Genomic DNA, 21322 nt, shown 5'->3' on the forward strand with positions numbered 1-21322 from the left:
GCCCTTGGGTACGCCTGCCGGTGCGACTGGCGTAAAATCGCCAGTTGCATTGGAGGAGTAAGACATGACTGAATTCGTCACGACCGAAGTCCACGGTGGCATCGGATACCTGACGCTGAATCGTCCGCAGGCGCTCAACGCGCTGTCGCTTGACATGATCCGCGCCATCACCCAGGCGCTGCAGGCGTGGGCTTCGGCGCCTGAAGTGGTGGCCGTGGTGGTCTACGGTGCCGGAGGCAAGGCATTCTGCGCCGGTGGCGATATCCGCTACTTCCACAAGGCGGCGCATGAAGGCGATCCGCTGCTCGACCAGTTCTTCGTCGAGGAATACGCACTCAATTTCCTGATCCACCGCTACGCGAAGCCCTATATCGCGCTGATGGACGGCGTGGTGATGGGCGGCGGCATGGGCATTTCGCAAGGGGCCCGGCTGCGCCTGGTCACCGAGCGCACCAAAATGGCCATGCCCGAAACCAATATCGGGCTGTTCCCCGATGTCGGCGGAGGCTGGTTCCTGGCACGCACGCCGGACCATATCGGCGAATACCTGGGGCTGACCGGCACCGCGATCAGCGCGGCCGATGCGCTGTACGCAGGCCTGGCCGATGCGTACCTGCCGGGCAACCGGCTGGCCGAGCTGGTGGATTCGCTGCGCGCGCGGCAGTTTGCCAGCGGCGATGCCGTCCTTGCGCATATCGAAGGCTTCACCGCGCCGCACCGTGCTGATTGTGCGCCTGCGCAAAGCACGCTCGCGGGCCTGTCCGCACAGATCGACGCGCTGTTCGCAGGCAATACCGCGCAGGATATCCTGGCGGCCGTCAGCGATGCGCCGGGCGACTGGGCCGCGCAGACCGCTGCCATGCTGCGCAGCCGCTCGCCGCTGATGCTGTGCGTGTCGCTGGAGCAGATCCGCCGCGCGCGCGGCATGTCGCTCGACGATGAGCTGCGCATGGAGCTCGACATGATGTACTACGTGTTCCGCAAGGGCGACGGCGTCGAGGGCATCCGCGCCCTGGCGATCGACAAGGACCACAAGCCGCGCTGGCAGCATGCCCGGCTGGATGAAGTCGGTCGCGAGACGATCCAGTCGTTCTTCGACAGCCCCTGGCGTACGGAAGACCATCCGCTCGCGGCGCTGGGCAAGGCCGCCTGATCAGCTCGTTCACACCGCGGGGCGGCCTTTGCGCGCAACTCGCTTGACGGCGCACCAGTCGCGACTCGGGTAGAGTGTTGGCTGGACCGGCGCGGGCAGCCATGCGAGCCATGGCGCCGCACCGTCCGCTTCAAGTGTCCACACAGACAAGGGAGCCGTGATGAGTGATCCTCGTGATGTCGTTGTACTGGTGGGAAGCCTGCGCAAGGAGTCGTATAACCGCAAGCTGGCCAAGGCGCTGGTCGCGCGGGCGCCGGCGCAACTCAAGCTGGAGATCGTCGAGATCGGCGAACTGCAGCTCTACAACCAGGACCTGGACGACAAGCCGCCCCAGCCCTGGGCCGCATTCCGGGACCGCGTGCGCCGCGCCGATGCGGTGCTGTTCGTCACGCCCGAATACAACCGCTCGGTCCCCGCACCGCTGAAGAACGCCATCGACGTAGGCTCGCGCCCCTATGGCAGCAGCGTCTGGGACGGCAAGCCCGGCGCCATCATCAGTGCCTCGCCGGGCGCGGTCGGCGGGTTCGGCGCCAACCATCACCTGCGGCAGTCGATGGTGTTCCTCAATGTTCCGCTGCTGCAGCAGCCCGAGGCCTATATCAGCGGCGTCGACAAACTGTTCGACGAGCAGGGCGGCATTGCCAGCGAATCCACGCGGGGCTTCCTCGACAAGTTCCTGGCCACGTTTGCCACGTGGATCGACAAGACTGCAGCCGCACGATGAAGCGCGGCGCGCCCGCCGCCCGGGCATGACTGATCGTTCATGGTCACAATCATCGAGATTTTGGCCATGGACAGCTACGACCTTCGTTGCTGTCTGGCCGTAGGCAGCGTCCCGGGCAAAAGATCCGCCGGGGTGGTAAACTCATGCGCCTCCCGCAAAGCCGCGATACTGCTTTGGCTGCATTGAGCGCCGCCTCAGGCGCATGGGAACTGCCCCCACCGGGCACCGTCGATATCTGCGAGTAGCATGAGGATTGGCCGCGCCGATCCGTTCCGAAATGACCCATTTTCAAGGTAAACCTGCCGCGGCAAGCCCGCGCCGCGTATCCGTGGCGCCGATGATGGACTGGACTGACCGCCATTGCCGCACCTTCCATCGCCAGCTCAGCCGCCATACGTGGCTGTACACCGAGATGGTGACCACCGGTGCGCTGCTGCATGGCGACGTGCCGCGGCACCTGGATTTCGATGCGGCCGAGCAGCCGGTCGCGCTGCAGCTGGGCGGCAGCGAGCCGGCAGACCTGGCCGCGGCGGCGAGGTTGGGCGAGCAATGGGGCTACAAGGAGATCAACCTGAATTGCGGCTGCCCGTCCGAGCGCGTGCAGCGCGGCGCTTTCGGAGCCTGCCTGATGGCGGAGCCCGAACTGGTTGCCGATTGCGTGAAGGCGATGCGCGATGCGGTCAGCATCCCGGTGACGGTGAAGCATCGTATCGGCATCGATACCATCGAGCACTACGATTTCGTGCGGGATTTTGTCGGCACGGTCGCGGAGGCGGGCTGCGGCACATTTATCGTTCATGCGCGCAATGCCATCCTCAAAGGCCTGAGCCCCAAGGAAAACCGCGAGATTCCGCCGCTGCGCTATGAAGTGGCATACCAGCTGAAACAGGAATTTCCGCAGCTGGAGATCCTGATCAATGGCGGCATCGTTACCTATGACGAGATGGCGCGGCATCTGGAGCACGTCGACGGCGTGATGATTGGCCGCGAGGCATATCATCAGCCCTATGTGCTGGCGGAAATGGATGTACGCTTCTATGGCGACGCCGAGGCACTGGTTCGATCGCGGCTGGATGTAGAACTATCGATGCAGGGTTATATCGGCGACATGGTTGAACGCGGCGGGTATATGGGTGCAGCCACGCGGCATATGCTGGGGCTGTACCGCGGCGTTGCGGGAGGAAGAGGCTGGCGCCGCGTACTGTCCGATGCGAAACGCATGCATGCCGCGCGCACTCGCGCCGATGTGGATGCACTGTTTGCAGAGGCGCGTACACATCTGCGTCCCATCGCATCAGAGCCGCTGGCGGCATAGCGCGATTCGCACTGAACGATCGAGCATTACCCCCGTCAGGGGCGATCGAACCGTTGCTCTAACACCGAATCGCAAATTTGTGCATGGAATCCCGAGGGTAGCGCGCGCGACACTTGCCACGCCCCATCGCCCGGAAACTGGCGCCTGCAAAGGGATTCCCCTAATTCGCCGAGGCAGGGCACTTTTCTACACTGTGCCTGCCCTCGAATACAGGGCTTTCTTCAACTGATTATTCAGCCCGCTTCGGCGGGCTTTTTTTCGTCGGCGCGTCCCGCGCTCTTCGTTTACCCGAATGGTGTAATTCCCGGATGACAGTTACATTACAACGGCCTTCAGGGCATTTGAGATCGCTAAAGTTAAGAGTCCGCGCTGCGGACTCTTTTTTTGGCCTCTTGCGGCCTTCTGCGATCGCGCCAGTCGAGCCCATTCGACCGGATCGGATCGAAAAGAGTTCCATCGATCATGCCCAACCGCGCTGGATCTATCGCGAAGTATGGCTGATGCCCACGTCCAGGGTTCCGTAGGCAGTGATTCCTGACTCCCGTCCATCGGCTCCGCCGCCGGCGCAGCCCGCCAGGGCCGGGACCATTCCCAGCAGCAACAAGACTCCCGCCAGACGTCCAAGCACCGTTCTCATCTTTTTCCTCGCAACGCTTCCTGAAAGTGGTTGGGCCACTGCCAGTGCGCCAGGTTCCGGCATCCTTTCATTGCCAAGCTGAACCGCGGGGAAGGAAAAGAGGCAGGCAGCCCGTTGGAGCGGGCCGCCTGACGGGAAGATCGAGGGGGGTCAATGTCCCTCGGGGCAGAGTATCGCTGCGCGCACGTCGGGCAAGAACCCTGCAGAGGTGGGGACTGTGCACGCCCTGTGCACGCCATATCGCCTGCAGATTGGTGACTTACCACAAAGGCCGCCGCGGCCCCGTTCCGCGCATATGTCTGGCAACGTTGACTGCGTGCTACGATTCTTCGCATCGCCACATGCGAACCGACGGCAGCAAGCGTGGACAAAGCGAACGCAAACAACGAAGAGTCATTCGGCGAAGTGTTTGAGGGCCTCAGGCTGGTCTGGGTCGCCGAACAACTGCAGGATGGCAAATGGACGGCGCGCTACTGCTGGCACCATGGCACCTCGGCGGCCGCGGGCAGGGCCCTGCAGGAAGCCGTCCTCAACGGCAAGTCGCGCCGGTTGCTGGGGCACTTCGATACCGAGGCGGAGACCATTGCTGCCATCAAGCAGGCAGTATTGCTGGAGGCCAAGTGGCAGCCGCGCAAGGCGTGAAGCAAGTCCCGAAAAAAATTTGTGCGGGATACTAGCCATCTCGGAAAAGTGTTTGTATAATCTTGGTTTTCGTCGATCAGCGCTTCGCTGATGACCTCTACGGTGGCTGTAGCTCAGTTGGTAGAGTCCAGGATTGTGATTCCTGTCGTCGTGGGTTCGAGTCCCATCAGCCACCCCAAGTATTTCAACGGTTTGCAGGTTATCAGTTATTAACTTGCAGTCGAATTTGAAAGATGATCTTCCGGTTTTGGAAGATGCGTCTTGGCACCGAAGCCCACCCTATGGTGGGCTTTTTTGCGTGCTTGCTCGGAATGCTGGCGCAAAATCCGCAGCCTTCGTCCCCATGTGCTTACATGTAACCCCCGCGCCCCTCAAGGCATGCGGATAATCTGGATCGGGCGAGTGGTTGCAGGACTTCGCTATGACGATGCCGAGGCTGGGCTGACAGCCCACTCGGGCGGGGCCGGCCAGGCCGAAGCATGGAAAAGACAGCGCTACGAGAGGCGCGGCGCGAGGAGGGACTGCTATGGACAGCGGAATGGTCAAATCGGCGAATCGGGTGTTCGATCTGCTGGAATTGTTCGAGCGGGTGCGCCGGCCGCTGCGTGTCGGCGAGATCGCCGAGCGCCTGGGCATCCCGCAGTCCAGCGTCTCGATGCTGCTGCGGACCATGGTGGCGCGCGGCTACATGGAATTCGACGCGCAGATGCGAACCTATTGCCCGTCAGTGCGGGTCGCCTTCCTGTGCGGCTGGACCACGCGAAAGCAGGGCGCCGGCGCGTCGGTGCACGATGCCATGCGGCGGCTTTCGAGCGAGACCGGCGAGACGGTGCTGCTGGGGCGCCAGAGCGGCAATATGCTGCAATACCTGTCCGTGATCGAATCCAGCCACGCCTTGCGCTTGTCGGTATCGTCGGGCACGATCCGGCCGATGCATCGCACCGCGATCGGCATCATGCTGATGAGCCGGATGCAGGACGAACAGATCGGGCGGCTGCTGCGGCGCTACAACGCCGAGGTGGCCCCGGGCGAGCCGCCGGTACGCACTGACGAGGTCATGCGCGCGGTGGAGCAGGCGCGCCGACAAGGCTACTACGAGTCGGCCAGCCTGGCTTCGCCGGGGGCAGGTGTGATCGCCACGCTGGTGGCGACGCCCATACGCGGCCAGTGGCTCGGTATCGGCACCGGCGGCCCGGTTGCGCGCTTGCACGCACGCCGCAAGAAGCTGCTGGCCGCCGTGCTGGCGGTAGCGCAGGACTGCTGAGCGTGCTGAGCGCTGCCGCAGCGGCGCGAAGTCAGCAGCCGGGCCGTTCCCTGCGCGCGCGGATGGCATCGAGCCGCGCCAGCAGGCGCGTGGCCTGCGCCAGATGCAGGCGCTCCACCATGCGCCCGTCCATATTGATCACGCCCGCGTCGGCATGCTCGGGGCGCGCGAAGGCTGCGACGATTGCCTGTGCCTCGGCGGTGGCGGCAGCCGATGGCGTGAACGCCGCGTTGGCCGGATCGACCTGCGACGGGTGGATCAGCGTCTTGCCGTCAAAGCCCATCCTGCACGACTGCAGCACTTCGTTGTCGAAGCCGGCGCGGTCGCCGAAGTCATTCCAGACGCCGTCGAGCACGTCAATGCCATAGCGCCTGGCGGCCAGTATCACCGACATCAGCCAGGGAAGCAGATACGCACGGTTTTCGCCCGGATACACGCCGGTCTCCCTGGCAAGATCGTTGGTGCCCACGACCAGGCAGTCGAGTTGCACCTGCCGGTGCTGGCCGGCATGCAGGATGCCGTCAATGTGGTGGATCGCGGAAGCCGTTTCGATCATGGCCCACAGCCTGGGTGCGGGGCCATGTGTGGGGCCATTGACGATGGCGCCGATCGCCTCGGCAAAGCCTTCCAGGTCCGCACCGGTGTCGACTTTTGGCAGCAGGATCGCATCGGCCCCGCAGGCGGCGGCAGCGCGCAGGTCGGCATCGAATTCGGCGGTTCTCAGGGCATTGACCCGGATCACAGTCTCATGCGCTGCAAACGGCTGCGCGGCAAAGGCGCTGGCCAGGTTGTCCCTGGCCTGGCCTTTCATGGCCGGCGCCACGGCGTCCTCCAGGTCGAACACGATGACGTCGCAGGGCAGGTTGCGGGCCTTCTCGATGGCACGGGTATTGGTGGCGGGAACATACAGCACGGAGCGGCGCGGCGCGGTCAGGTTCATGGTCATGAGAGGTAGCGTCGCCGGTGGCGACGTGGACGTGAAGCGTTGAGGGGCGGCGGCCATGGCGCGGCACCGTGCGCCGCGTATGGCCGCAGATAAGAGTTTCGATCCCGCACGCTCGCGCATCCATCACATATGTGATCGATGCCGCGGGCCGGCATTCATCACATATGTGATGCCGGGCCCGTCGGCGTTCGCCAATACTCGGTCCATCGACAACAACACGGCGCCGGTCAACGCGGCGATGTTCCGAGTGGAAACTGACCACACCATCGACAACACGGCGGCCAGCACCGGCTTCACCCAGGCGCTGGCCGGCTGGATCAGCACGGTCGACGATGCCGAACTCGGCGCGCCGGCCTTCGCCTGGGCGCGGCATGCCATGCTCGACTGGATCGCGGTGACCATCGCCGCCGCCCGTGAGCCGCTGGTCGAAATGCTCGTCGCCGAATACGCCGGCTCACGCGATCTGCCGTGCGCGCTGGTGGGCAGCCCGCTGCGCGCCGATCCGGCGCAGGCCGCGCTGATCAATGGCGCTGCGGGCCACGCCCTCGACTTCGACGACGTTGCCTCGGCGATGCACGGCCATCCGACCGTGCCCGTGGCGCCGGCCGCACTGGCGGTGGCCCAGGCCGCCGGCGCCAGCGGCAAGGACCTGCTGCGCGCGCTGATACTGGGGCATGAAGTCGAGAGCCAGGTCGGCGAAGTGGTTGGCGCCGAGCAGTATCGCCTCGGTCTGCACCCGACCGGCACCACCGGCACGTTGGGCGCCGCCGCTGCCTGTGCGAGGCTGGGCGGACTCGACCCGGCCGGCACGGCCCACGCGCTCGGCCTCGCCGCGACGCAGGCAGCCGGGCTCAAGTGCATGTTCGGCACCATGGCCAAGCCGCTGCACGCAGGCAAGGCCGCCATGAATGGCGTGATGGCGGCCCGTCTGGCGGCGCGCGGGTTCACGGCCAACGCCGGCGCCATCGAATGCGAGCAGGGCTTTGGCCGCACCCAGGCGCCCGGCGCGCCGGCGTTCCCGGACACCTTCGAGCGCCGCCCAAGCATGGCGATCGAGCGCACCCTGTTCAAGTTTCATGCGTCCTGCTACCTCACGCATTCCACCATCGAAGCCGTGCGCCAGGCTTGCCGGGAGCACCGTATCGACCTGGACGCGCTCGAGTCGATGACCATCTTCGTGTCCGGTCCGCATCGCGGCGTGTGCGATATCGCCAATCCGCAGACCGGCCTGGAGATCAAGTTCGCGATCCAGCATCTTGCGGCGCTGGCGATGGACGGCGCGCCAACCGCGTCGCTCGCCCTGTATTCGCCCGAGACCGCGCTCGCGCCGCGCTATGTCAGGGCGCGGCAGCGGATCGCCCTGCAGGTCGTGCCCGGACCGGACCGCAATGCCGCCACGGTCGAGATCCTGACGCGCGACGGCCGCACGCTGCGCGCGCAGGCCAATGTCGCGGTGCCGGCGGCGGACCTTGCCATGCAGTGGCGGCGCCTGGTCGACAAGGCGCAGGCCATCGTCGTGCCGCGCGTCGGCGCGGCCAAGTTCGCAAAGCTGGTGTCGGTGGTCGACACGCTGGACCAGCTTCCTTCCGTCGAACCTTTGTTTGAGGCAATGCAATGACATCCACCAGTCCCGCCGTCGGGCGCGTCCCCGAGATCCCCGCCGATCCGGTCGTCGCCCGCCTGAAAGCCGAGGCCCGGCTGCGCAACCGCGGCAACCGCTACGAGGATTTCGAGCCGGGCCGCCGCTTCGAACACCACTGGGGCCGCACCATCACCGCGTCGGACAACACCATGTTCTCGGTGCTGACGCTGCACTACAACCCGCAGTACACCAACGAGGCAGTGGCACAGGCCAACGGCCACCCGGGCGTGCCGCTCAATCCGCTGCTGGTGTTCAACACCGTGTTCGGCCTGTCGGTGGAAGACCTGTCCGAGGGCGGAGGTCCCTTTCTCGGGGTCGACGAGCTGGCCTATCTGCGCCCGGTCTACCCCGGCGAGACGCTCTATGCCAGCTCCGTGGTGGTGTCGCGCAGGCCGGCCAGCAACCGGCCTGGCTACGGCATCGTCACGTGGCACACGCACGGCACCAATCAGCAGGGCGATGCGGTCATCGAGTTCAAGCGTACCAATCTGGTCAGGATGAGGGGATAAGCATGTCAGGAGACGGTCTGGGTTACATGACGGAAGCGCGTTGCATGATCCGCGATGCGGCGCGCGAGTTCACGATGAAAGAGGTGCTGCCGGTTGCCAACGCACTGGATGGCCCGGATGCGGAGATCCCGATGTCGCTGCGCGACAAGATGGCCGAGATGGGCTACTTCGGCATCACCATCCCGGAGGAGTACGGCGGCCTGGGTCTTGGCATCTTCGAGTATTGCCTGATCTGCGAGCAGCTGTCGCGCGGCTGGATGTCGGTGGCGTCGATCGTCGCCCGTGCGCAGGGCGGCTGGATCATGAAATCGATGCCCGAGGACATGCGGCGCGAATACCTGCCGCGCGTGGTGCGCGGCGACTTCCTCAATGCCAGCGCGCTGTCCGAGCCGGATACCGGCTCCGACCTGGCGTCGATCTCGTGTCGCGCGGTGCTGGATGGCGATGAATGGGTGCTGACCGGCAACAAGTACTGGTGCACCTTTGCCGACGGCGCCGACTACCTGATCGTGTTCGCGCGCACCTCGGCGCCGCCATCGCCCGACAAGCGCTGGGAAGGCATTTCGTGCTTCATGATCGAGAAGCAGCGGGGCGGCTTCCCGCCGGGCATGACCGGCACTCCGATCCCCAAGATCGGGTATTTCGGCTGGAAGACCTTCGAGCTGGCGCTCGACGGCGTGCGCGTGCCGAAACGCAACCTGATGGGTCCGGAAGGCAAGGCCTTCCTGCTGATGGCCAAAGGGCTCGAGGGCGCGCGCGCGCATACCGCCGCACGGGCGATCGGCCTGGCGCAGGGCGCGCTCGAAGACGCGATCGCCTATTCGCTGGAGCGCCGCCAGTTCGGCATGCCGATCGCCGAGTACCAGGCGATCCGCTTCAAGATCGCCACCATGGCCACCGAGATCGAGGCCGCGCGGCAGCTGCTCTACTTCGTCTGCAACGAGATCGACAGCGGGCGCCGCTGCGACAAGGAGGCCTCGATGGTGAAGTACTTCGCCTCGGAGATGGCCGAGCGCGTGACTTCGTCGGCGCTGCAGATTTTCGGCGGCGCGGGCTATACCAGGCTGTTCCCGGTCGAGCGCTACTGGCGCGACGCGCGCCTCACCAAGATCTTCGAAGGCACTTCCGAAATCCAGCAACGCATCATCGCCAACAGCCTGCTCGGCAAGTCCGAGGTCGAGGGGATGATCGCCAGCCGCGCATTCGGCGGGCAAGTCCGGCAGTCGAAGGAGGCGGCATGAAACTTTGCGCACTCACCAGCCCCGACGGGTACTTCGAGCACTTCGAGCCCGGCATGCTGATCCGCCATGCGCGCGGCAAGACGGTGACCGAGATGGACAACGTCATGCTGACCAACATGGTCATGAATACGGCAGAAGGGCACTTCAATGAAGACGCCATGCGGCGCGCCGCCGGCGGCATCTTCGCGCAGCGCGTGGTCTTTGGCGGCATCAACCTGTCGATGGTGCTCGGGCTCGCGGCGCAGGACACCGCCGAGCACTGCCTGCGCGAACTGACGCTGGACAAGATCCGCCTGTCGCATCCGGTCTTCCACGGCGACACGCTCTACGCCTTCACCGAGGTGCTGGGCAAGGCGGATGCCGACCGCGAGGATGCAGGCATCGTCCGCTTCCGCCACTACGGCGTGAACCAGGACGACAAGCTGTGCGTGCAGGCGGAGCGCACCGCGCTGATTCAGCGCAAGAGCCATTGGGGTGGGCGATGAGCGCGGATGGCAGCGCGGATGGCCGCACCAAGGGCGCGCTCGACGGCATGGTGGTGCTCGACCTGACCCAGATGCTGGCCGGTCCCTATTGCTCGATGATGCTTGCCGACCAGGGCGCGCGCGTGATCAAGATCGAGCCGCCCGGGGGCGACCAGACCCGGCGCAACGGCCCGCATCTCGAGGGCGCGTTGCGGATGGAGTCAGGCGGGTTTGGCGGCTACTTCGGCTCGATCAACCGCAACAAGGAATCGCTGGTGCTGGACCTGAAGCAGTCCGCCGGGCGCGAGACCCTGCTGCGGCTCGTGCGTGGCGCCGACGTGCTGGTCGAAAACTACCGCGCCGGCGTGATGGAGCGCCTCGGGCTCGGCTATGAACGGCTCGCCGAGGAAAACCCGAAACTGGTGTACGCGGCGCTGCGCGGCTTCGGCGACCCGCGCAGCGGCGAGAGCGCCTACGCCGGCTGGCCCGCCTACGATCCGGTCGCGCAGGCAATGGGCGGCATCATGGGGATTACCGGCCCGCAGCGCGGCGGCGCGCCGACCAAGATCGGACCGGGCGTCGGCGACATCGTGCCGGCCATGTTCCTTGCCTACGGCATCGCGGCAGCATGCTGGCATGCCCAGCGCACCGGCCGCGGCCAGTTTGTGGACGTGGCCATGGTTGATGCCGTGCTGGCAGTTTGCGAGCGCATGGTGTTCCAGTACAGCGCCACGGAGCAGGCACCGGGCCCCGAGGGCAACGGGCACCCGCTGCTCTGCCCGTTCGGGCTGTTTCCGGCCAGTGATGGCTTTATCAGCCTTGGGGTGCCGAACGACCGCTTCTGGCGGCTGCTGGTGGAGCGGATGGGCAATCCGCCATGGGCCGGCGACGCGCGCTTTGCCACCAACGAATCGCGCGTGCGGCACCGCGCCGAGGTGGAGCAGGCGGTCGGCGCCTGGACGGCGCGCCACTCCAAGCGCGCGCTTGCCGACATGCTGGGCGGCGCGGTGCCGTTCGGCCCCGTCTTCGATGCCGCCGACATCTTCGGCGATCCGCATTTCCGCGTCCGCGGGATGCTGGTCGAAGCGGAGCAGCCTGGCGCCGCGCGCACGCTGACCATTGCCGGCAGCCCGGTGCGCATGAGCGCCACGCCCGGTGGCGTGCGGCACCGCGCGCCCATGACCGGCGAGCACACCGATCGCACCCTGGCCGACCTCGGCTTTGATGCACGCGAGATTTCCGCGCTGCGTGCGGACGGCGTGGTGCAGTAGGGCCACGCCGCCAAGGGCGGCAGACAACACCAATACAACAAGCAGGAGACAACCTCATGCAGGAACGAACCAAACGGCTGCGCCGTTGCCAGCTGTCCGTGCCGGGCTCGAGCGAGAAGATGATGGCCAAGGCCGCGGGCATGGAAGTTGACTTTGTCTTCCTTGACCTGGAAGACGCGGTGGCACCCAGCGAAAAGCGCCCGGCACGGCGCAAGATCGTAGACGCCCTCAACGGGCTGGACTGGGGTCGCACCACGCGCTGCGTGCGCATCAACGACCTGACCACCGAGTATGCCTATGAGGACGTCATTGAAGTGGTGGAGGGCGCCGGCCGTAACCTCGATGTCATCATGCTGCCCAAGGCCATGTCGGCGGCGGATGTGCAGTTCGTCGACAAGCTGCTGTCGATGATGGAGAAGAAGCTTGGCCTGCGCCACCGCATCGGCATCGACGTGCTGATCGAAGAGGTGGAGGCGATGATGAACGTCGAAGCCATTGCTGCGTCGACGCCGCGGCTGGAATGCCTGATCTTCGGCATGGGGGATTATTCGGCCAGCCAGGGCGTGTCCATGCGCGACATTGGCGGCGGCGGCGGGTATCCCGGCGATATCTGGCATTACCAGCGCCAGCGGCTGACGATCGCCGCGCGCGCCCACCGGCTCGATGCCGTCGATGGCCCCTTCGCCGACTTCCGCAGTCCGGATGCATTTCGCGAGGAGGCCCGCCGCGCCATGATCCTCGGCATGGTCGGCAAATGGGCCATCCATCCTGCGCAGGTCGAGCTCGCGCAGGATGTCTTCTCGCCGGCCGCCGCCGACGTGGCGCGCGCCCGCGACATGATCCGCGCCTATGACGAAGCGCTGTCTCAGGGACTGGGCGCGGTCCAGTACGAGGGCAAGATGATCGACATCGCCTCCGTGCGCATCGTCAGGAACCTGGTGCAGCGGGCCGACCTGATCGGCATGTAGCGGCACGCCATCCGTGCCGGCCGTGGCGCATCGCACGGCCAACCGGGGTGCCGGCGGACCATCGCGGGCACTGGCTTGAAGCATTCGGGAGAAGACCCATGTGTTCCATGTTTGGTTCGGGCAACGGCTTGCCCGCGGATACCGTCAACCTTTGCCGGCGGCGGATGCTCGGCGCAGCGGCGGGGGCGGCTGTGCTGCCCTGGCTGTTGCCACGCCATGCGCTTGCCAGCGACTGGCCCACGCGTCCCATCCGGATCATCGCGGCGCAGGCGCCGGGCTCGTCCAACGACAGCACCGCGCGTGCGTTCGCGGAGTTCTTTGCCGCCAAACTGAAGGTGCCGGTGGTGGTGGAAAACAAGCCCGGCGGCATCGGCATGATCGCCGCCGAGGCGGTGGCGCGCGCCAGGCCCGACGGATGCACGCTGCTGTGCACCTTGCACAGCCAGCTGGCGCAGGCGCCGGTGTTGCTGAGAAAGCCGCCCATCGATCCGTCGCGCGACCTCACGCCGGTGGCGTCCATCAGTACCGGCGTCGGCGTGATGGTGGCGAACAAGGGCCTGCCGGCCAGCACCTTCAAGGAGTTGATCGCGCTGGCGCACAAGCGGCCGGTCAGCGTGGGCAACTACGGCATTGGCTCGGGCTGGCAACTGATGGTGGCCCAGCTGAAGAAGCTGACCGGGGCGCAGCTGGATATCATCAACTACAAGGGCACCGGCGCCATGATCGGCGACCTGCTGGCCGGCCATATCGATATCGGCGCGGGCTCGCTGCTCGGGATGTCAGGCGGGCTGGCTTCCGGCGGGCTGAAGCCGCTGCTGGTGATCTCCGGGCCGCGCTCGGCCAAGCTGCCCGGCATACCGACCTGGGCGGACGAGGGCATCTCCGACCCGATCTTCAGCAACCTGGCCGAGTGCAACATGCTGCTGGGGCCCGCCGGGCTGCCTGCCGACATCGTCGCCAGCCTCGCCACGCTGGTACGGCAGTCGGTCACCGAATCGGAGGCCGTCAGGAATGTGCGCGAGCAGCTTGGCAGCCAGGACACGCCATTGACCGGCGAAGCCCTGCAGCGGTTCATCGCGCGGACCTGGCCGACCTACCAGGCCATGACCAGGACGGTGGGGCTCAAGATGGAATAATGGCCGTGCCGGGACCGGTGCCGCCTTCGTGGCGCATACCGGTCCTTCATCTTGTTGCCTGCAGCGCGTCTTTGCTCACCTTGGTTGCCCCGGCTCCAGCGCAAGCTCAAGTCGACCGTCCCGAACCCGGCCTCATGCGGCGACGGTCGGTCCGATCTCGACGCCCATCCCGGCCAGGACTTCGCCGATGGCTTTCACCGCGCCGGGGATGCCGGCGTCTCCGAAATGGCCGATGCACCCCACGCGGAAGGTCTCGATCTCGGTCAGCTTGCCCGGATACAGGATGTAGCCGCGTCGCTTGACGGCCTGATAGAAGGTCTTGAAATCGTAGCGGGGGTCGGCCGGTGCATGGAACGTGACGATGATCGGTGCCTGCACCTTGCGGTCCAAGTAGGGCTTCAGGCCGAGCGCTTCCATGCCCGCCACCAGCAACGCGCAGTTGCGCGTGTAGCGCGCGCCGCGTGCGGGGAGTCCGCCTTCTTCCACATATTGCTGGAGCGCCTGGTCAAGCGCCGCGACCACATGCGTCGGCGGCGTGAAGCGCCACTGCGTGGTTCGTTCCATGTATTTCCACTGGTCATAGAGGTCGAGTGAAAGTGAGGGGCTGTTGCCTTCGCAGCGTTCCAGCGCGATGCGCCGCGCGATCACGAAGCCCATGCCCGGCACCCCTTCCAGGCATTTGCCGGAAGCGGCAATGACGGCGTCGAACGGGGTGGTGCGAGCGTCGATGTCGATCGCGCCGAATGAGCTCATGGCATCGACGATCAGTCCGCGCCCATGCCGGGCCACCACCTGAGCGATCTCGTCCAGCGGATTGAGCACGCCGGTGCCAGTTTCGCAGTGGACCACGGCGACGTGGGTGATGGAGGGATCCGCCGCCAGCAGACGGTCGATGTCCGAGGCCCGCATAGGCCGGTCCTCCGCATACTCGATGGTGGAAAGGCGCCGGCCGATCGTCTTGCAGATCCTGGCGATGCGCTGGCAGTAGGCGCCGTTCACCGGCACCAGCACATGGCCGTCGCGCGGCACCAGCGTGCCGATGGCGGCCTCCACGGAAAAGGTTCCGCTGCCTTGCAGGGGCACGCATTCGTGCGTGCCTTCGCCATGCGCGATCGCCAGCACCTGCTGCCGGATGCGGGCCGTAATGGTGTTGAAGTCAGCGTCCCACGAGCCCCAGTCGCGCAGCATGGCCGCGCGGGTGCGGTCGGAGGTGGTGAGGGGGCCGGGGGTCAGCAGAATGGGGTAGGGCGCGGTGGTCATGGTTATCTCCTGGTGTCGGTTTTTCTGGTCTGTCGAAAGAGGTGCTCAGCGGCGGGCCAGGTCACGCCAGGCCTGCGTACGTCGCAGCAGCACGCGGGTGCAGAGGGCATAGACCAGGCATATGGCGGTCGAGGTCAGCACGATCAGGCTGGCCAGGGCCGCTGCGGGGCCGATGTCGCCGGCATCGTCCATGTGCATGATGGCGACAGAGGCGAGGATGGTTTCCGGCGTATAGAGAAAGATCACGCAGGACAGGGTGGCCATCGACACCACGAAGTAATACCGGGCGATATCGAGCACCGCCGGCAGGCATACCGGCAGCGTGACGCGCAGGAAGGTGCGCCATTGCGGCACCTTGAGCGAGGCCGACACCGCCTCGAACTCGTTGTCGATCTGCTTGAGCGCGGTGATGGCCGTCAGGTGGCTGGAGGTGTAGTAGTGGATGATGGTCGACTGGATCACCAGGATCATCGTGTTGTAAAGGAAGTTGAGCGGGTTCGACGGGTGATTGAAGAAGATCACGTAGCCCAGGCCAAGCACCAGGCCGGGGACGGCCATCGACAGCACGGCCAGGAAATGCATGACCGGCCGCATCAAGCCGAGGTTGCGGGTCTTTTCGATCAGGTAGGCTCCCGTGAAGACGATGAGCGAGCCGGTCAGGGCCGTGGCGCCCGCCAGCACCAGGCTGTTCTTGTAGGCGCCCGCCATGTCGCTCTCGAACAGTACGATGCGGTAGTTCTGCAGGCCGAGCGTCAGGTCATATGGCCACAGCTTGATCAGCGAGGTATAGACCGCCATGCCGACCACTGCCAGCAACAGTGCGCAGACCAGCGTGCAGTAGCCGCCCAGCAGCGCGTTGACCCAGGCATTGGGCTTGGGCGCATAGGGCACCGAACGCGCGGTGAGCTGGGCGCGCAGCTTGCGGCGCACCACGGTATCGATCATGAAGGAGAGTACGGACGGGACCAGCAGCAGCATGCCTACCACCGCGCCCATCGAGAAGTTATGCTGGCCGATCACCTGCTTGAAGACGTCGATGGACAGCACGTTGAAGTCGCCGCCGATCACCTTGGGCGCGCCGAAGTCGGAGATGACATAGGTGAAGGTCACCGTCGCCGCGCTGATCAGGCCGTACTTGCAGGAGGGCAGTGTCACGGTGAAGAACTTGCGCCAGGTACCGGCGCCCAGGGCGCTGGCGGCCTCATAGAGGCGGCCGTCAGCCAGCGACAGCGCCGTGACAAGGATCATCAATGCATGGGGGAAGGTGTTGTAAACCTCCGCGATGATGATGCCCGGCGCACCATAGATCGAGGCCCCGCCCAGCAGCGGCTTGAGCACGCCCTGGTTGCCGAACCACTGCACGAAAGAGATCGCGGAAAGCAGCGACGGCGCCAGCAGCGGGATCAGTGCCACCAGCCGGAAAACTGCCTTCAGTGGCGCGGGCAGGGTGCTGCGCGTCAGCGCATAGGCGAAGACGAAGGCCAGGGGTACCGAGATGCCGACCACGCTGCTTGCCAGCATGACCGAGTTGCGCGCCGACTGCATCAGCGCCGGCGTCTTGATGTAGGCGGCGAAGTGGGCCAGCCCGACAAAATGGCCGTCATGATCGAGCACGGCATTGGCCAGGATGGCGCACATCGGCGCCAGCAGGAAAAGGAACAGCGCGGCCAGTACGCAGGCCAGCACCGCACGGGCAATGATTTCGTCCCAGTTCCGGCTGGCCAGCCAGCCCGCATGGGTGGCTTCGGGCGGCTGGGTAAGCGCGATCTCTTTCATCGTCCTGCTCCGGTTGCTGCGAAGGCCTGGATGCGGCTGGCGCGCAGCGCAATGCGCAGGGGCTGGCCGGCGCGGATACCGTGGTCGTGGAACTGGTCGAGGGTGAACTGAAGGCTGAGCGACTGTTCCCGCAATTGCTCGCAGCTCGCTTCGGCCATGCAGGTGTCCCCGAGGAACTCGACCTTTTCGATGTTGACGGTCAACTGGTTGGGCGTGTCAGGGCTGAACTGGCCGATGTGGCGGTCTTCGGGGCGAAGATAGAGATTGACCGGCGTGCCGGGCTCGAACTCGCGGCTGCAGCCTTCGCAGGTCAGTTCCAGCGTGCCCACGCGGTAGCGCCGCCCGCCCAGGGCCGTACCGGACAGCACGTTCACGCGCCCGACGAAGTCCGCCACGAATGGCGTGGCCGGGCTTTCGTAGACCTCCAGCGGCGTGCCGACCTGCTCGATGACCCCGTGGTTCATGACGACGATGCGGTCTGCCATGGACAGCGCTTCTTCCTGGTCGTGCGTGACCATGATGGTGGTCACGCCCACTTGCTGCTGCAGGCGCCGGATCTCGCCGCGCAGGCGCACACGTTCGAGGGCATCGAGCGCCGACAGCGGTTCGTCCAGCAGCAGGAGGCCGGGCCGGGTCGCCAGCGCGCGTGCCAGGGCGACGCGCTGCTGCTGGCCGCCCGAAAGCTGGCTGGGATACTTGCGTCCGGAGGTCGGCAGGCCCACCAGGTCGAGCAGTTCCTGCACCCGCTGCGCGGTCCCGGCCCGGCTGGCGCGGCGATTCGCGAGGCCGTAGGCCACGTTGTCGGCGATCGTGAGGTTGGGGAACAGGGCATACGACTGGAACACGATGCCGTAGTCGCGCCTGGCGGGAGGCAGGGCGGAAATGTCGCGCCCGCTCTGGAGGATGGTGCCGGCGGTCTGCTTCTCCAGTCCGGCGATGATGCGCAGCAGCGTGGTCTTGCCGCAGCCCGACGGGCCGAGGAAGCACAGCATCTCGCCCTGGTAGACGGTCAGGTCGATATGCCGTAGGGCGCTGAACGATTCGAATTCCTTGCGCACGCCCCGGATCTCGAGGGCGGGCACGCTGCCGGCGCGCGTGGCGACGAACTTGGCGCTGGTCATTTCCATGGGTGTCCCCGCAATGTGGTGAGGCTACGATGGTGGTGAAAAACGGGGCGGCGGGCGCCCCGGGGCCGGGCTTACTTGACTTACTTGGCTTCGGCCTTGCTGTCGTAGCGCTTGCTCCACTCGGCGAGAATGCGGGAGCGATTCCTGGCGGCCCACTGGAAGTCGTTGCGGGCGAAGCGGCTCTCATAGTTCGGGGGAATGCCGTCCAGCGGTTTGGCCACCCCGGGGTAGGCCACCACGGCCCACCAGTTGGCGCTGATCTGGTTCGCGTCGCGGCTGGCCATCCAGTCGGCGAAGCGCTTCGCCTCGGCCACCTTCCTGGTCGTCTTCATGATGCTCGTGGCCTCGATATCCCAGCCCAGGCCTTCGGCGGGGAAGATCAGGTCGACCGGCGCACCGGCCTTGCGCACCTGGTGACCCCGGAATTCGAACGAGATGCCGATCGGGAATTCACCGGTGGCGGCCTGCTTGCACGGCTTGGAGCCGGAGTGCACATACTGCGCGATGTTCTCGTGCAGGCCGTCCATGTATTTCCAGCCATCGGCCTCGCCCCACATCTGCAGCCACGCCGCCACATCGAGATAGCCGGTGCCGCTGGAAGCCGGGTGCGGCATGGTGATGCGGCCCTTGTAGACCGGTTTGGCCAGGTCCTTCCAGCTCTCCGGCCTGGGCAGGCCCAGCTTTTGCGCCTCCACCCGGTTGAAGCAGATGGTGGCGGCCCATACGTCCATGCCGACCCACTGCGGCGGCCGCGCGGTATCGGAATAGCTCGGATTCAGTTGCTGGAAGCCCTTGGGCTCGTAGGCCTGCAGCATGCCTTCCTGCGACAGCAGCACGAGGCTGCTGGCCGCCAGCCCGGCCACCACGTCGGCCTGCGGGTTGGCCTTCTCGGCCATCAGCCGCGCGGTAACGATGCCGGTGGAGTCACGCACCCAGCGCACTTCGATATCGGGGTTGGCCTTCTCGAAGCCGTCCTTGTAGAGCTTCATCGCGTCGGTCTCCAGCGCCGTGTAGACCGTCAACATGGTCTTTTGCTGCGCGGCCGCGATGCCCGTGTTGAATACCAGCGAGGAGGCGCAAAGCGCCATGGCGAGGGAATTCTTCATGCTCTGTCTCCTGTTAGCCAGATCTGTCGTCTGTCCAGATGCCTTGCCGCGGTGTGTCGTAGCGCACCCCTGCGGTAAGATGGAATCAATGTAGAACGTAGGTTGATGACTGTCAACTGAAGATTGAAAACTGTTGACAATTTACAATGTGGGAACTTTAATGGAGCCATGGGAATGACCGACGCTATCCAACTGTTGCGTTCAAGCTCGCTGCCGATGCTGGTGCAGGAGGAAATCGAACGCCTGATCATGACCGGCGAACTGCCGCCGGGAACGCGCATCAATGAAAGCGACATCGCTGCCCGCTTTGGCACGAGCCGGGGTCCGATCCGCGAAGCGCTGCGGGCACTGGAAGAAGCCGGGCTGGCCCGCAACGAGAAGAACCGCGGCGTGTTCGTGCGCGAGATTTCGGTCGAGGAGGCCGATGAAATCTACGAACTGCGCGAAGCGCTCGAGGAAATCATCGGCAAGCGCGTGGCGCAGCGCGTCAATGCCACGCTGGGAGCCGAACTGAACCAGCTGGTGGCCGCCATGGAGGAAGCCGCCAACAAGAAGGAAGCGGCCGAATACGCATCGTTGAACCTTCGGTTCCACGAATTGCTGCTGGAACACGCGGGCAGCCGCAAGCTGACCGAGACTTACCGGCGCCTGGTGAAGGAGTTGCATCTGTTCCGCATGCAGGCCTTGACCCAGGGCGGGGGGCTTGATGTATCCGCCGACGAACACCGTGCGATCGTCGATGCGATCGTGTCGGGCGATGCCCGCCGCGCCGGCGCCGCGCTGCGCGCGCACGTCGCCGCCAGCCGTGTACGCATGCTCAAGGCGCACCGCAAGGTGCATCCAGGCAGTAGCAAAGAACCATGAGCTGACGCTCATCACCAAGGGGATTAAACATGGGAACGACCCAGGCAGAAAGGATTGAAGTCAACGGCAGGAGCTACCGCTGGATGGACCGCCCGGTGGTCGTGGTATGCGTGGACGGCTGCGCGCCGGAATACCTGCACGCTGCCACCAAGGCGGGCGTGGCGCCTTTCCTGCGCAGCGTCATGCAGCGCGGCACGAGCTTGCTGGGCGACTGCGTGATCCCCTCGTTCACCAACCCCAACAACCTGTCCATCGTCACCGGTGTGCCGCCGTCGGTCCACGGCATCTGCGGCAACTATTTCTTCGATCGCGAACTGGGCGCCGAAGTGATGATGAATGACCCGAAGTACCTGCGCGCGGGCACCGTGCTTGCTGCCTTTGCAGATGCCGGGGCGAAGGTGGCAGTGGTCACCGCGAAGGACAAGCTGCGCAAGCTGCTCGGCCACGGCATGCGCGGCATCTGTTTCTCGTCGGAGAAGGCCGACCAGGTCACGCTCGCGGAAAACGGCATCACCGGTGTCGTCGAGATGGTGGGTATGCCGGTGCCGTCGGTCTACAGTGCGGAGCTGTCCGAGTTTGTCTTTGCCGCCGGCGTCAGATTGATGGAGCGGGAGCGGCCTGACCTCATGTATCTGTCCACCACGGACTACGTGCAACACAAGGCTGCGCCGGGCAGCGAGGCCGCCAACGCCTTCTACCGGATGATGGACGGCTACCTGAGCCGGCTCGACGCCATGGGCGCCACGATCGTGCTGACCGCCGACCACGGCATGAACGACAAGCACGGCGCCACTGGCGAGCCCAACGTCATTTACCTGCAGGATCAGCTCGACGCCTGGTACGGCGAGGGCTCGGCCCGCGTCATCCTGCCCATCACCGACCCCTATGTGGTTCACCACGGCGCGCTGGGCTCGTTTGCCACGATTTATACGCCGGATGCCGAGAGCGCGGCCCGCTGGATCCCGCGCATCGCCGACCTCGAAGGCATGGACAGCGTACTCACACGCCAGCAGGCAGCGGAGCGCTTCGGGCTGCCGCCCGACCGCATCGGCGACATCGTCACGGTCTCGCGCCAGAACGTCGTGATCGGCACATCGCGGTCCAGGCACGACCTGTCCGGCCTGGACGCACCACTGCGCTCCCACGGCGGGGTGTCGGAGCAGGTCGTACCCCTCATCTGCAACCGCGCGCTGGTCGGGCTGAATCCGGGCCGCCGCCTGCGCAACTTCGACGCGCTCGACCTCGCGCTGAATCACGCCGCCTGACGGCGCCTTCCT

19 protein-coding genes and 1 tRNA gene are annotated in these 21322 nt (G+C 65.6%); 15 read left to right on the forward strand and 5 right to left on the reverse strand.

Annotated features, from left to right (window positions below; translation table 11 throughout):
- Positions 1–64: 64 nt before the first annotated feature.
- The 6 genes from J8I82_RS00980 (at position 65) to J8I82_RS01005 (ending at position 5735) form a co-directional block, all read left to right on the forward strand.
- Positions 65–1153 carry an enoyl-CoA hydratase/isomerase family protein gene (locus J8I82_RS00980; protein ID WP_209753857.1) on the forward strand — a complete coding sequence of 363 codons (1089 nt, stop codon included), beginning with the start codon at positions 65–67 and terminating at the stop codon, positions 1151–1153.
- A gap of 160 nt (positions 1154–1313) precedes the next feature.
- On the forward strand, positions 1314–1877 hold the full coding sequence (locus J8I82_RS00985) for an NADPH-dependent FMN reductase (protein WP_209753858.1): 564 nt from the start codon (positions 1314–1316) through the stop codon (positions 1875–1877).
- 277 nt (positions 1878–2154) lie between these two features.
- A complete protein-coding gene (dusA, locus tag J8I82_RS00990) occupies positions 2155–3192 on the forward strand; it encodes a tRNA dihydrouridine(20/20a) synthase DusA (protein WP_209753859.1) in 1038 nt (345 codons plus the stop codon).
- Between the two features lie 1000 nt (positions 3193–4192).
- Positions 4193–4471 (forward strand): hypothetical protein, encoded by a 279-nt coding sequence (locus tag J8I82_RS00995; RefSeq protein WP_209753860.1) that lies wholly within the window; start codon positions 4193–4195, stop codon positions 4469–4471.
- Positions 4472–4573: 102 nt separating this feature from the next.
- Positions 4574–4649 (forward strand) — tRNA-His (locus tag J8I82_RS01000).
- 360 nt (positions 4650–5009) lie between these two features.
- A complete protein-coding gene (locus J8I82_RS01005; RefSeq protein ID WP_209753861.1) occupies positions 5010–5735 on the forward strand; it encodes an IclR family transcriptional regulator in 726 nt (241 codons plus the stop codon).
- 31 nt (positions 5736–5766) lie between these two features.
- Here J8I82_RS01005 and J8I82_RS01010 read toward each other — a convergent pair whose 3' ends face one another.
- Positions 5767–6681 carry an HpcH/HpaI aldolase/citrate lyase family protein gene (locus J8I82_RS01010; protein WP_245179274.1) on the reverse strand — a complete coding sequence of 305 codons (915 nt, stop codon included), beginning with the start codon at positions 6679–6681 and terminating at the stop codon, positions 5767–5769.
- A gap of 238 nt (positions 6682–6919) precedes the next feature.
- Between J8I82_RS01010 and J8I82_RS01015 the strand changes: the two genes are divergently transcribed.
- From J8I82_RS01015 to J8I82_RS01045, 7 genes are all read left to right on the forward strand, one after another.
- Positions 6920–8299, forward strand: coding sequence for an MmgE/PrpD family protein (locus J8I82_RS01015; protein WP_245179335.1), 1380 nt, complete (start codon positions 6920–6922; stop codon positions 8297–8299).
- Positions 8296–8832, forward strand: coding sequence for a MaoC family dehydratase (locus J8I82_RS01020; RefSeq protein WP_209753863.1), 537 nt, complete (start codon positions 8296–8298; stop codon positions 8830–8832). The genes J8I82_RS01015 and J8I82_RS01020 overlap by 4 nt, the downstream gene beginning before the upstream one ends.
- 26 nt (positions 8833–8858) lie before the next feature.
- Positions 8859–10073, forward strand: a complete 1215-nt coding sequence (locus J8I82_RS01025; RefSeq protein WP_245179276.1) for an acyl-CoA dehydrogenase family protein — start codon at positions 8859–8861, stop codon at positions 10071–10073.
- Positions 10070–10558 (forward strand): MaoC family dehydratase, encoded by a 489-nt coding sequence (locus J8I82_RS01030; protein ID WP_209753865.1) that lies wholly within the window; start codon positions 10070–10072, stop codon positions 10556–10558. The genes J8I82_RS01025 and J8I82_RS01030 overlap by 4 nt, the downstream gene beginning before the upstream one ends.
- Positions 10555–11808: a CaiB/BaiF CoA transferase family protein gene (locus J8I82_RS01035; protein WP_209753866.1), complete on the forward strand. Its 1254-nt coding sequence runs from the start codon at positions 10555–10557 to the stop codon at positions 11806–11808. Before J8I82_RS01030 ends, J8I82_RS01035 begins: the two co-directional genes overlap by 4 nt.
- 56 nt (positions 11809–11864) lie before the next feature.
- A complete protein-coding gene (locus tag J8I82_RS01040) occupies positions 11865–12776 on the forward strand; it encodes an HpcH/HpaI aldolase/citrate lyase family protein (RefSeq protein ID WP_209753867.1) in 912 nt (303 codons plus the stop codon).
- A 98-nt stretch (positions 12777–12874) separates the two neighbouring features.
- Positions 12875–13912 (forward strand): Bug family tripartite tricarboxylate transporter substrate binding protein, encoded by a 1038-nt coding sequence (locus J8I82_RS01045; RefSeq protein ID WP_245179277.1) that lies wholly within the window; start codon positions 12875–12877, stop codon positions 13910–13912.
- Positions 13913–14044: 132 nt separating this feature from the next.
- Here the strand turns inward: J8I82_RS01045 and J8I82_RS01050 are convergent, their stop codons facing one another.
- The 4 genes from J8I82_RS01050 to J8I82_RS01065 form a co-directional block, all read right to left on the reverse strand.
- Complete coding sequence (locus J8I82_RS01050) at positions 14045–15172, reverse strand: 2-aminoethylphosphonate--pyruvate transaminase (RefSeq protein WP_209753868.1); 1128 nt, start codon at positions 15170–15172, stop codon at positions 14045–14047.
- Positions 15173–15217: 45 nt separating this feature from the next.
- The gene (locus tag J8I82_RS01055) at positions 15218–16948 is read right to left on the reverse strand and encodes a putative 2-aminoethylphosphonate ABC transporter permease subunit (RefSeq protein ID WP_209753869.1); all 1731 of its coding nucleotides are present in this window, start codon (positions 16946–16948) and stop codon (positions 15218–15220) included.
- Positions 16945–18075: a putative 2-aminoethylphosphonate ABC transporter ATP-binding protein gene (locus J8I82_RS01060; RefSeq protein ID WP_209753870.1), complete on the reverse strand. Its 1131-nt coding sequence runs from the start codon at positions 18073–18075 to the stop codon at positions 16945–16947. Before J8I82_RS01060 ends, J8I82_RS01055 begins: the two co-directional genes overlap by 4 nt.
- A gap of 80 nt (positions 18076–18155) precedes the next feature.
- Positions 18156–19181: a putative 2-aminoethylphosphonate ABC transporter substrate-binding protein gene (locus J8I82_RS01065; RefSeq protein WP_209753871.1), complete on the reverse strand. Its 1026-nt coding sequence runs from the start codon at positions 19179–19181 to the stop codon at positions 18156–18158.
- 174 nt (positions 19182–19355) lie between these two features.
- Between J8I82_RS01065 and J8I82_RS01070 the strand changes: the two genes are divergently transcribed.
- Both J8I82_RS01070 and phnA read left to right on the forward strand, forming a co-directional pair.
- Positions 19356–20045, forward strand: coding sequence for a phosphonate utilization associated transcriptional regulator (locus J8I82_RS01070; protein WP_209753872.1), 690 nt, complete (start codon positions 19356–19358; stop codon positions 20043–20045).
- A 29-nt stretch (positions 20046–20074) separates the two neighbouring features.
- Positions 20075–21310: a phosphonoacetate hydrolase gene (gene phnA, locus J8I82_RS01075; RefSeq protein ID WP_209753873.1), complete on the forward strand. Its 1236-nt coding sequence runs from the start codon at positions 20075–20077 to the stop codon at positions 21308–21310.
- The last annotated feature ends 12 nt before the right edge of the window (positions 21311–21322 follow it).

This window comes from Cupriavidus consociatus, assembly GCF_017814975.1.
GTDB lineage: Bacteria > Pseudomonadota > Gammaproteobacteria > Burkholderiales > Burkholderiaceae > Cupriavidus > Cupriavidus consociatus.

Coding starts and splice junctions, on each gene's coding strand:
- J8I82_RS00980 (WP_209753857.1), top strand. CDS start 65: ATGACTGAATTCGTCACGACCGAAGTCCACGGTGGCATCGGATACCTG.
- J8I82_RS00985 (WP_209753858.1), top strand. CDS start 1,314: ATGAGTGATCCTCGTGATGTCGTTGTACTGGTGGGAAGCCTGCGCAAG.
- dusA (WP_209753859.1), top strand. CDS start 2,155: ATGACCCATTTTCAAGGTAAACCTGCCGCGGCAAGCCCGCGCCGCGTA.
- J8I82_RS01005 (WP_209753861.1), top strand. CDS start 5,010: ATGGTCAAATCGGCGAATCGGGTGTTCGATCTGCTGGAATTGTTCGAG.
- J8I82_RS01010 (WP_245179274.1), bottom strand. CDS start 6,681: ATGACCATGAACCTGACCGCGCCGCGCCGCTCCGTGCTGTATGTTCCC.
- J8I82_RS01015 (WP_245179335.1), top strand. CDS start 6,920: ATGTTCCGAGTGGAAACTGACCACACCATCGACAACACGGCGGCCAGC.
- J8I82_RS01020 (WP_209753863.1), top strand. CDS start 8,296: ATGACATCCACCAGTCCCGCCGTCGGGCGCGTCCCCGAGATCCCCGCC.
- J8I82_RS01025 (WP_245179276.1), top strand. CDS start 8,859: ATGACGGAAGCGCGTTGCATGATCCGCGATGCGGCGCGCGAGTTCACG.
- J8I82_RS01030 (WP_209753865.1), top strand. CDS start 10,070: ATGAAACTTTGCGCACTCACCAGCCCCGACGGGTACTTCGAGCACTTC.
- J8I82_RS01035 (WP_209753866.1), top strand. CDS start 10,555: ATGAGCGCGGATGGCAGCGCGGATGGCCGCACCAAGGGCGCGCTCGAC.
- J8I82_RS01040 (WP_209753867.1), top strand. CDS start 11,865: ATGCAGGAACGAACCAAACGGCTGCGCCGTTGCCAGCTGTCCGTGCCG.
- J8I82_RS01045 (WP_245179277.1), top strand. CDS start 12,875: ATGTGTTCCATGTTTGGTTCGGGCAACGGCTTGCCCGCGGATACCGTC.
- J8I82_RS01050 (WP_209753868.1), bottom strand. CDS start 15,172: ATGACCACCGCGCCCTACCCCATTCTGCTGACCCCCGGCCCCCTCACC.
- J8I82_RS01055 (WP_209753869.1), bottom strand. CDS start 16,948: ATGAAAGAGATCGCGCTTACCCAGCCGCCCGAAGCCACCCATGCGGGC.
- J8I82_RS01060 (WP_209753870.1), bottom strand. CDS start 18,075: ATGGAAATGACCAGCGCCAAGTTCGTCGCCACGCGCGCCGGCAGCGTG.
- J8I82_RS01065 (WP_209753871.1), bottom strand. CDS start 19,181: ATGAAGAATTCCCTCGCCATGGCGCTTTGCGCCTCCTCGCTGGTATTC.
- J8I82_RS01070 (WP_209753872.1), top strand. CDS start 19,356: ATGACCGACGCTATCCAACTGTTGCGTTCAAGCTCGCTGCCGATGCTG.
- phnA (WP_209753873.1), top strand. CDS start 20,075: ATGGGAACGACCCAGGCAGAAAGGATTGAAGTCAACGGCAGGAGCTAC.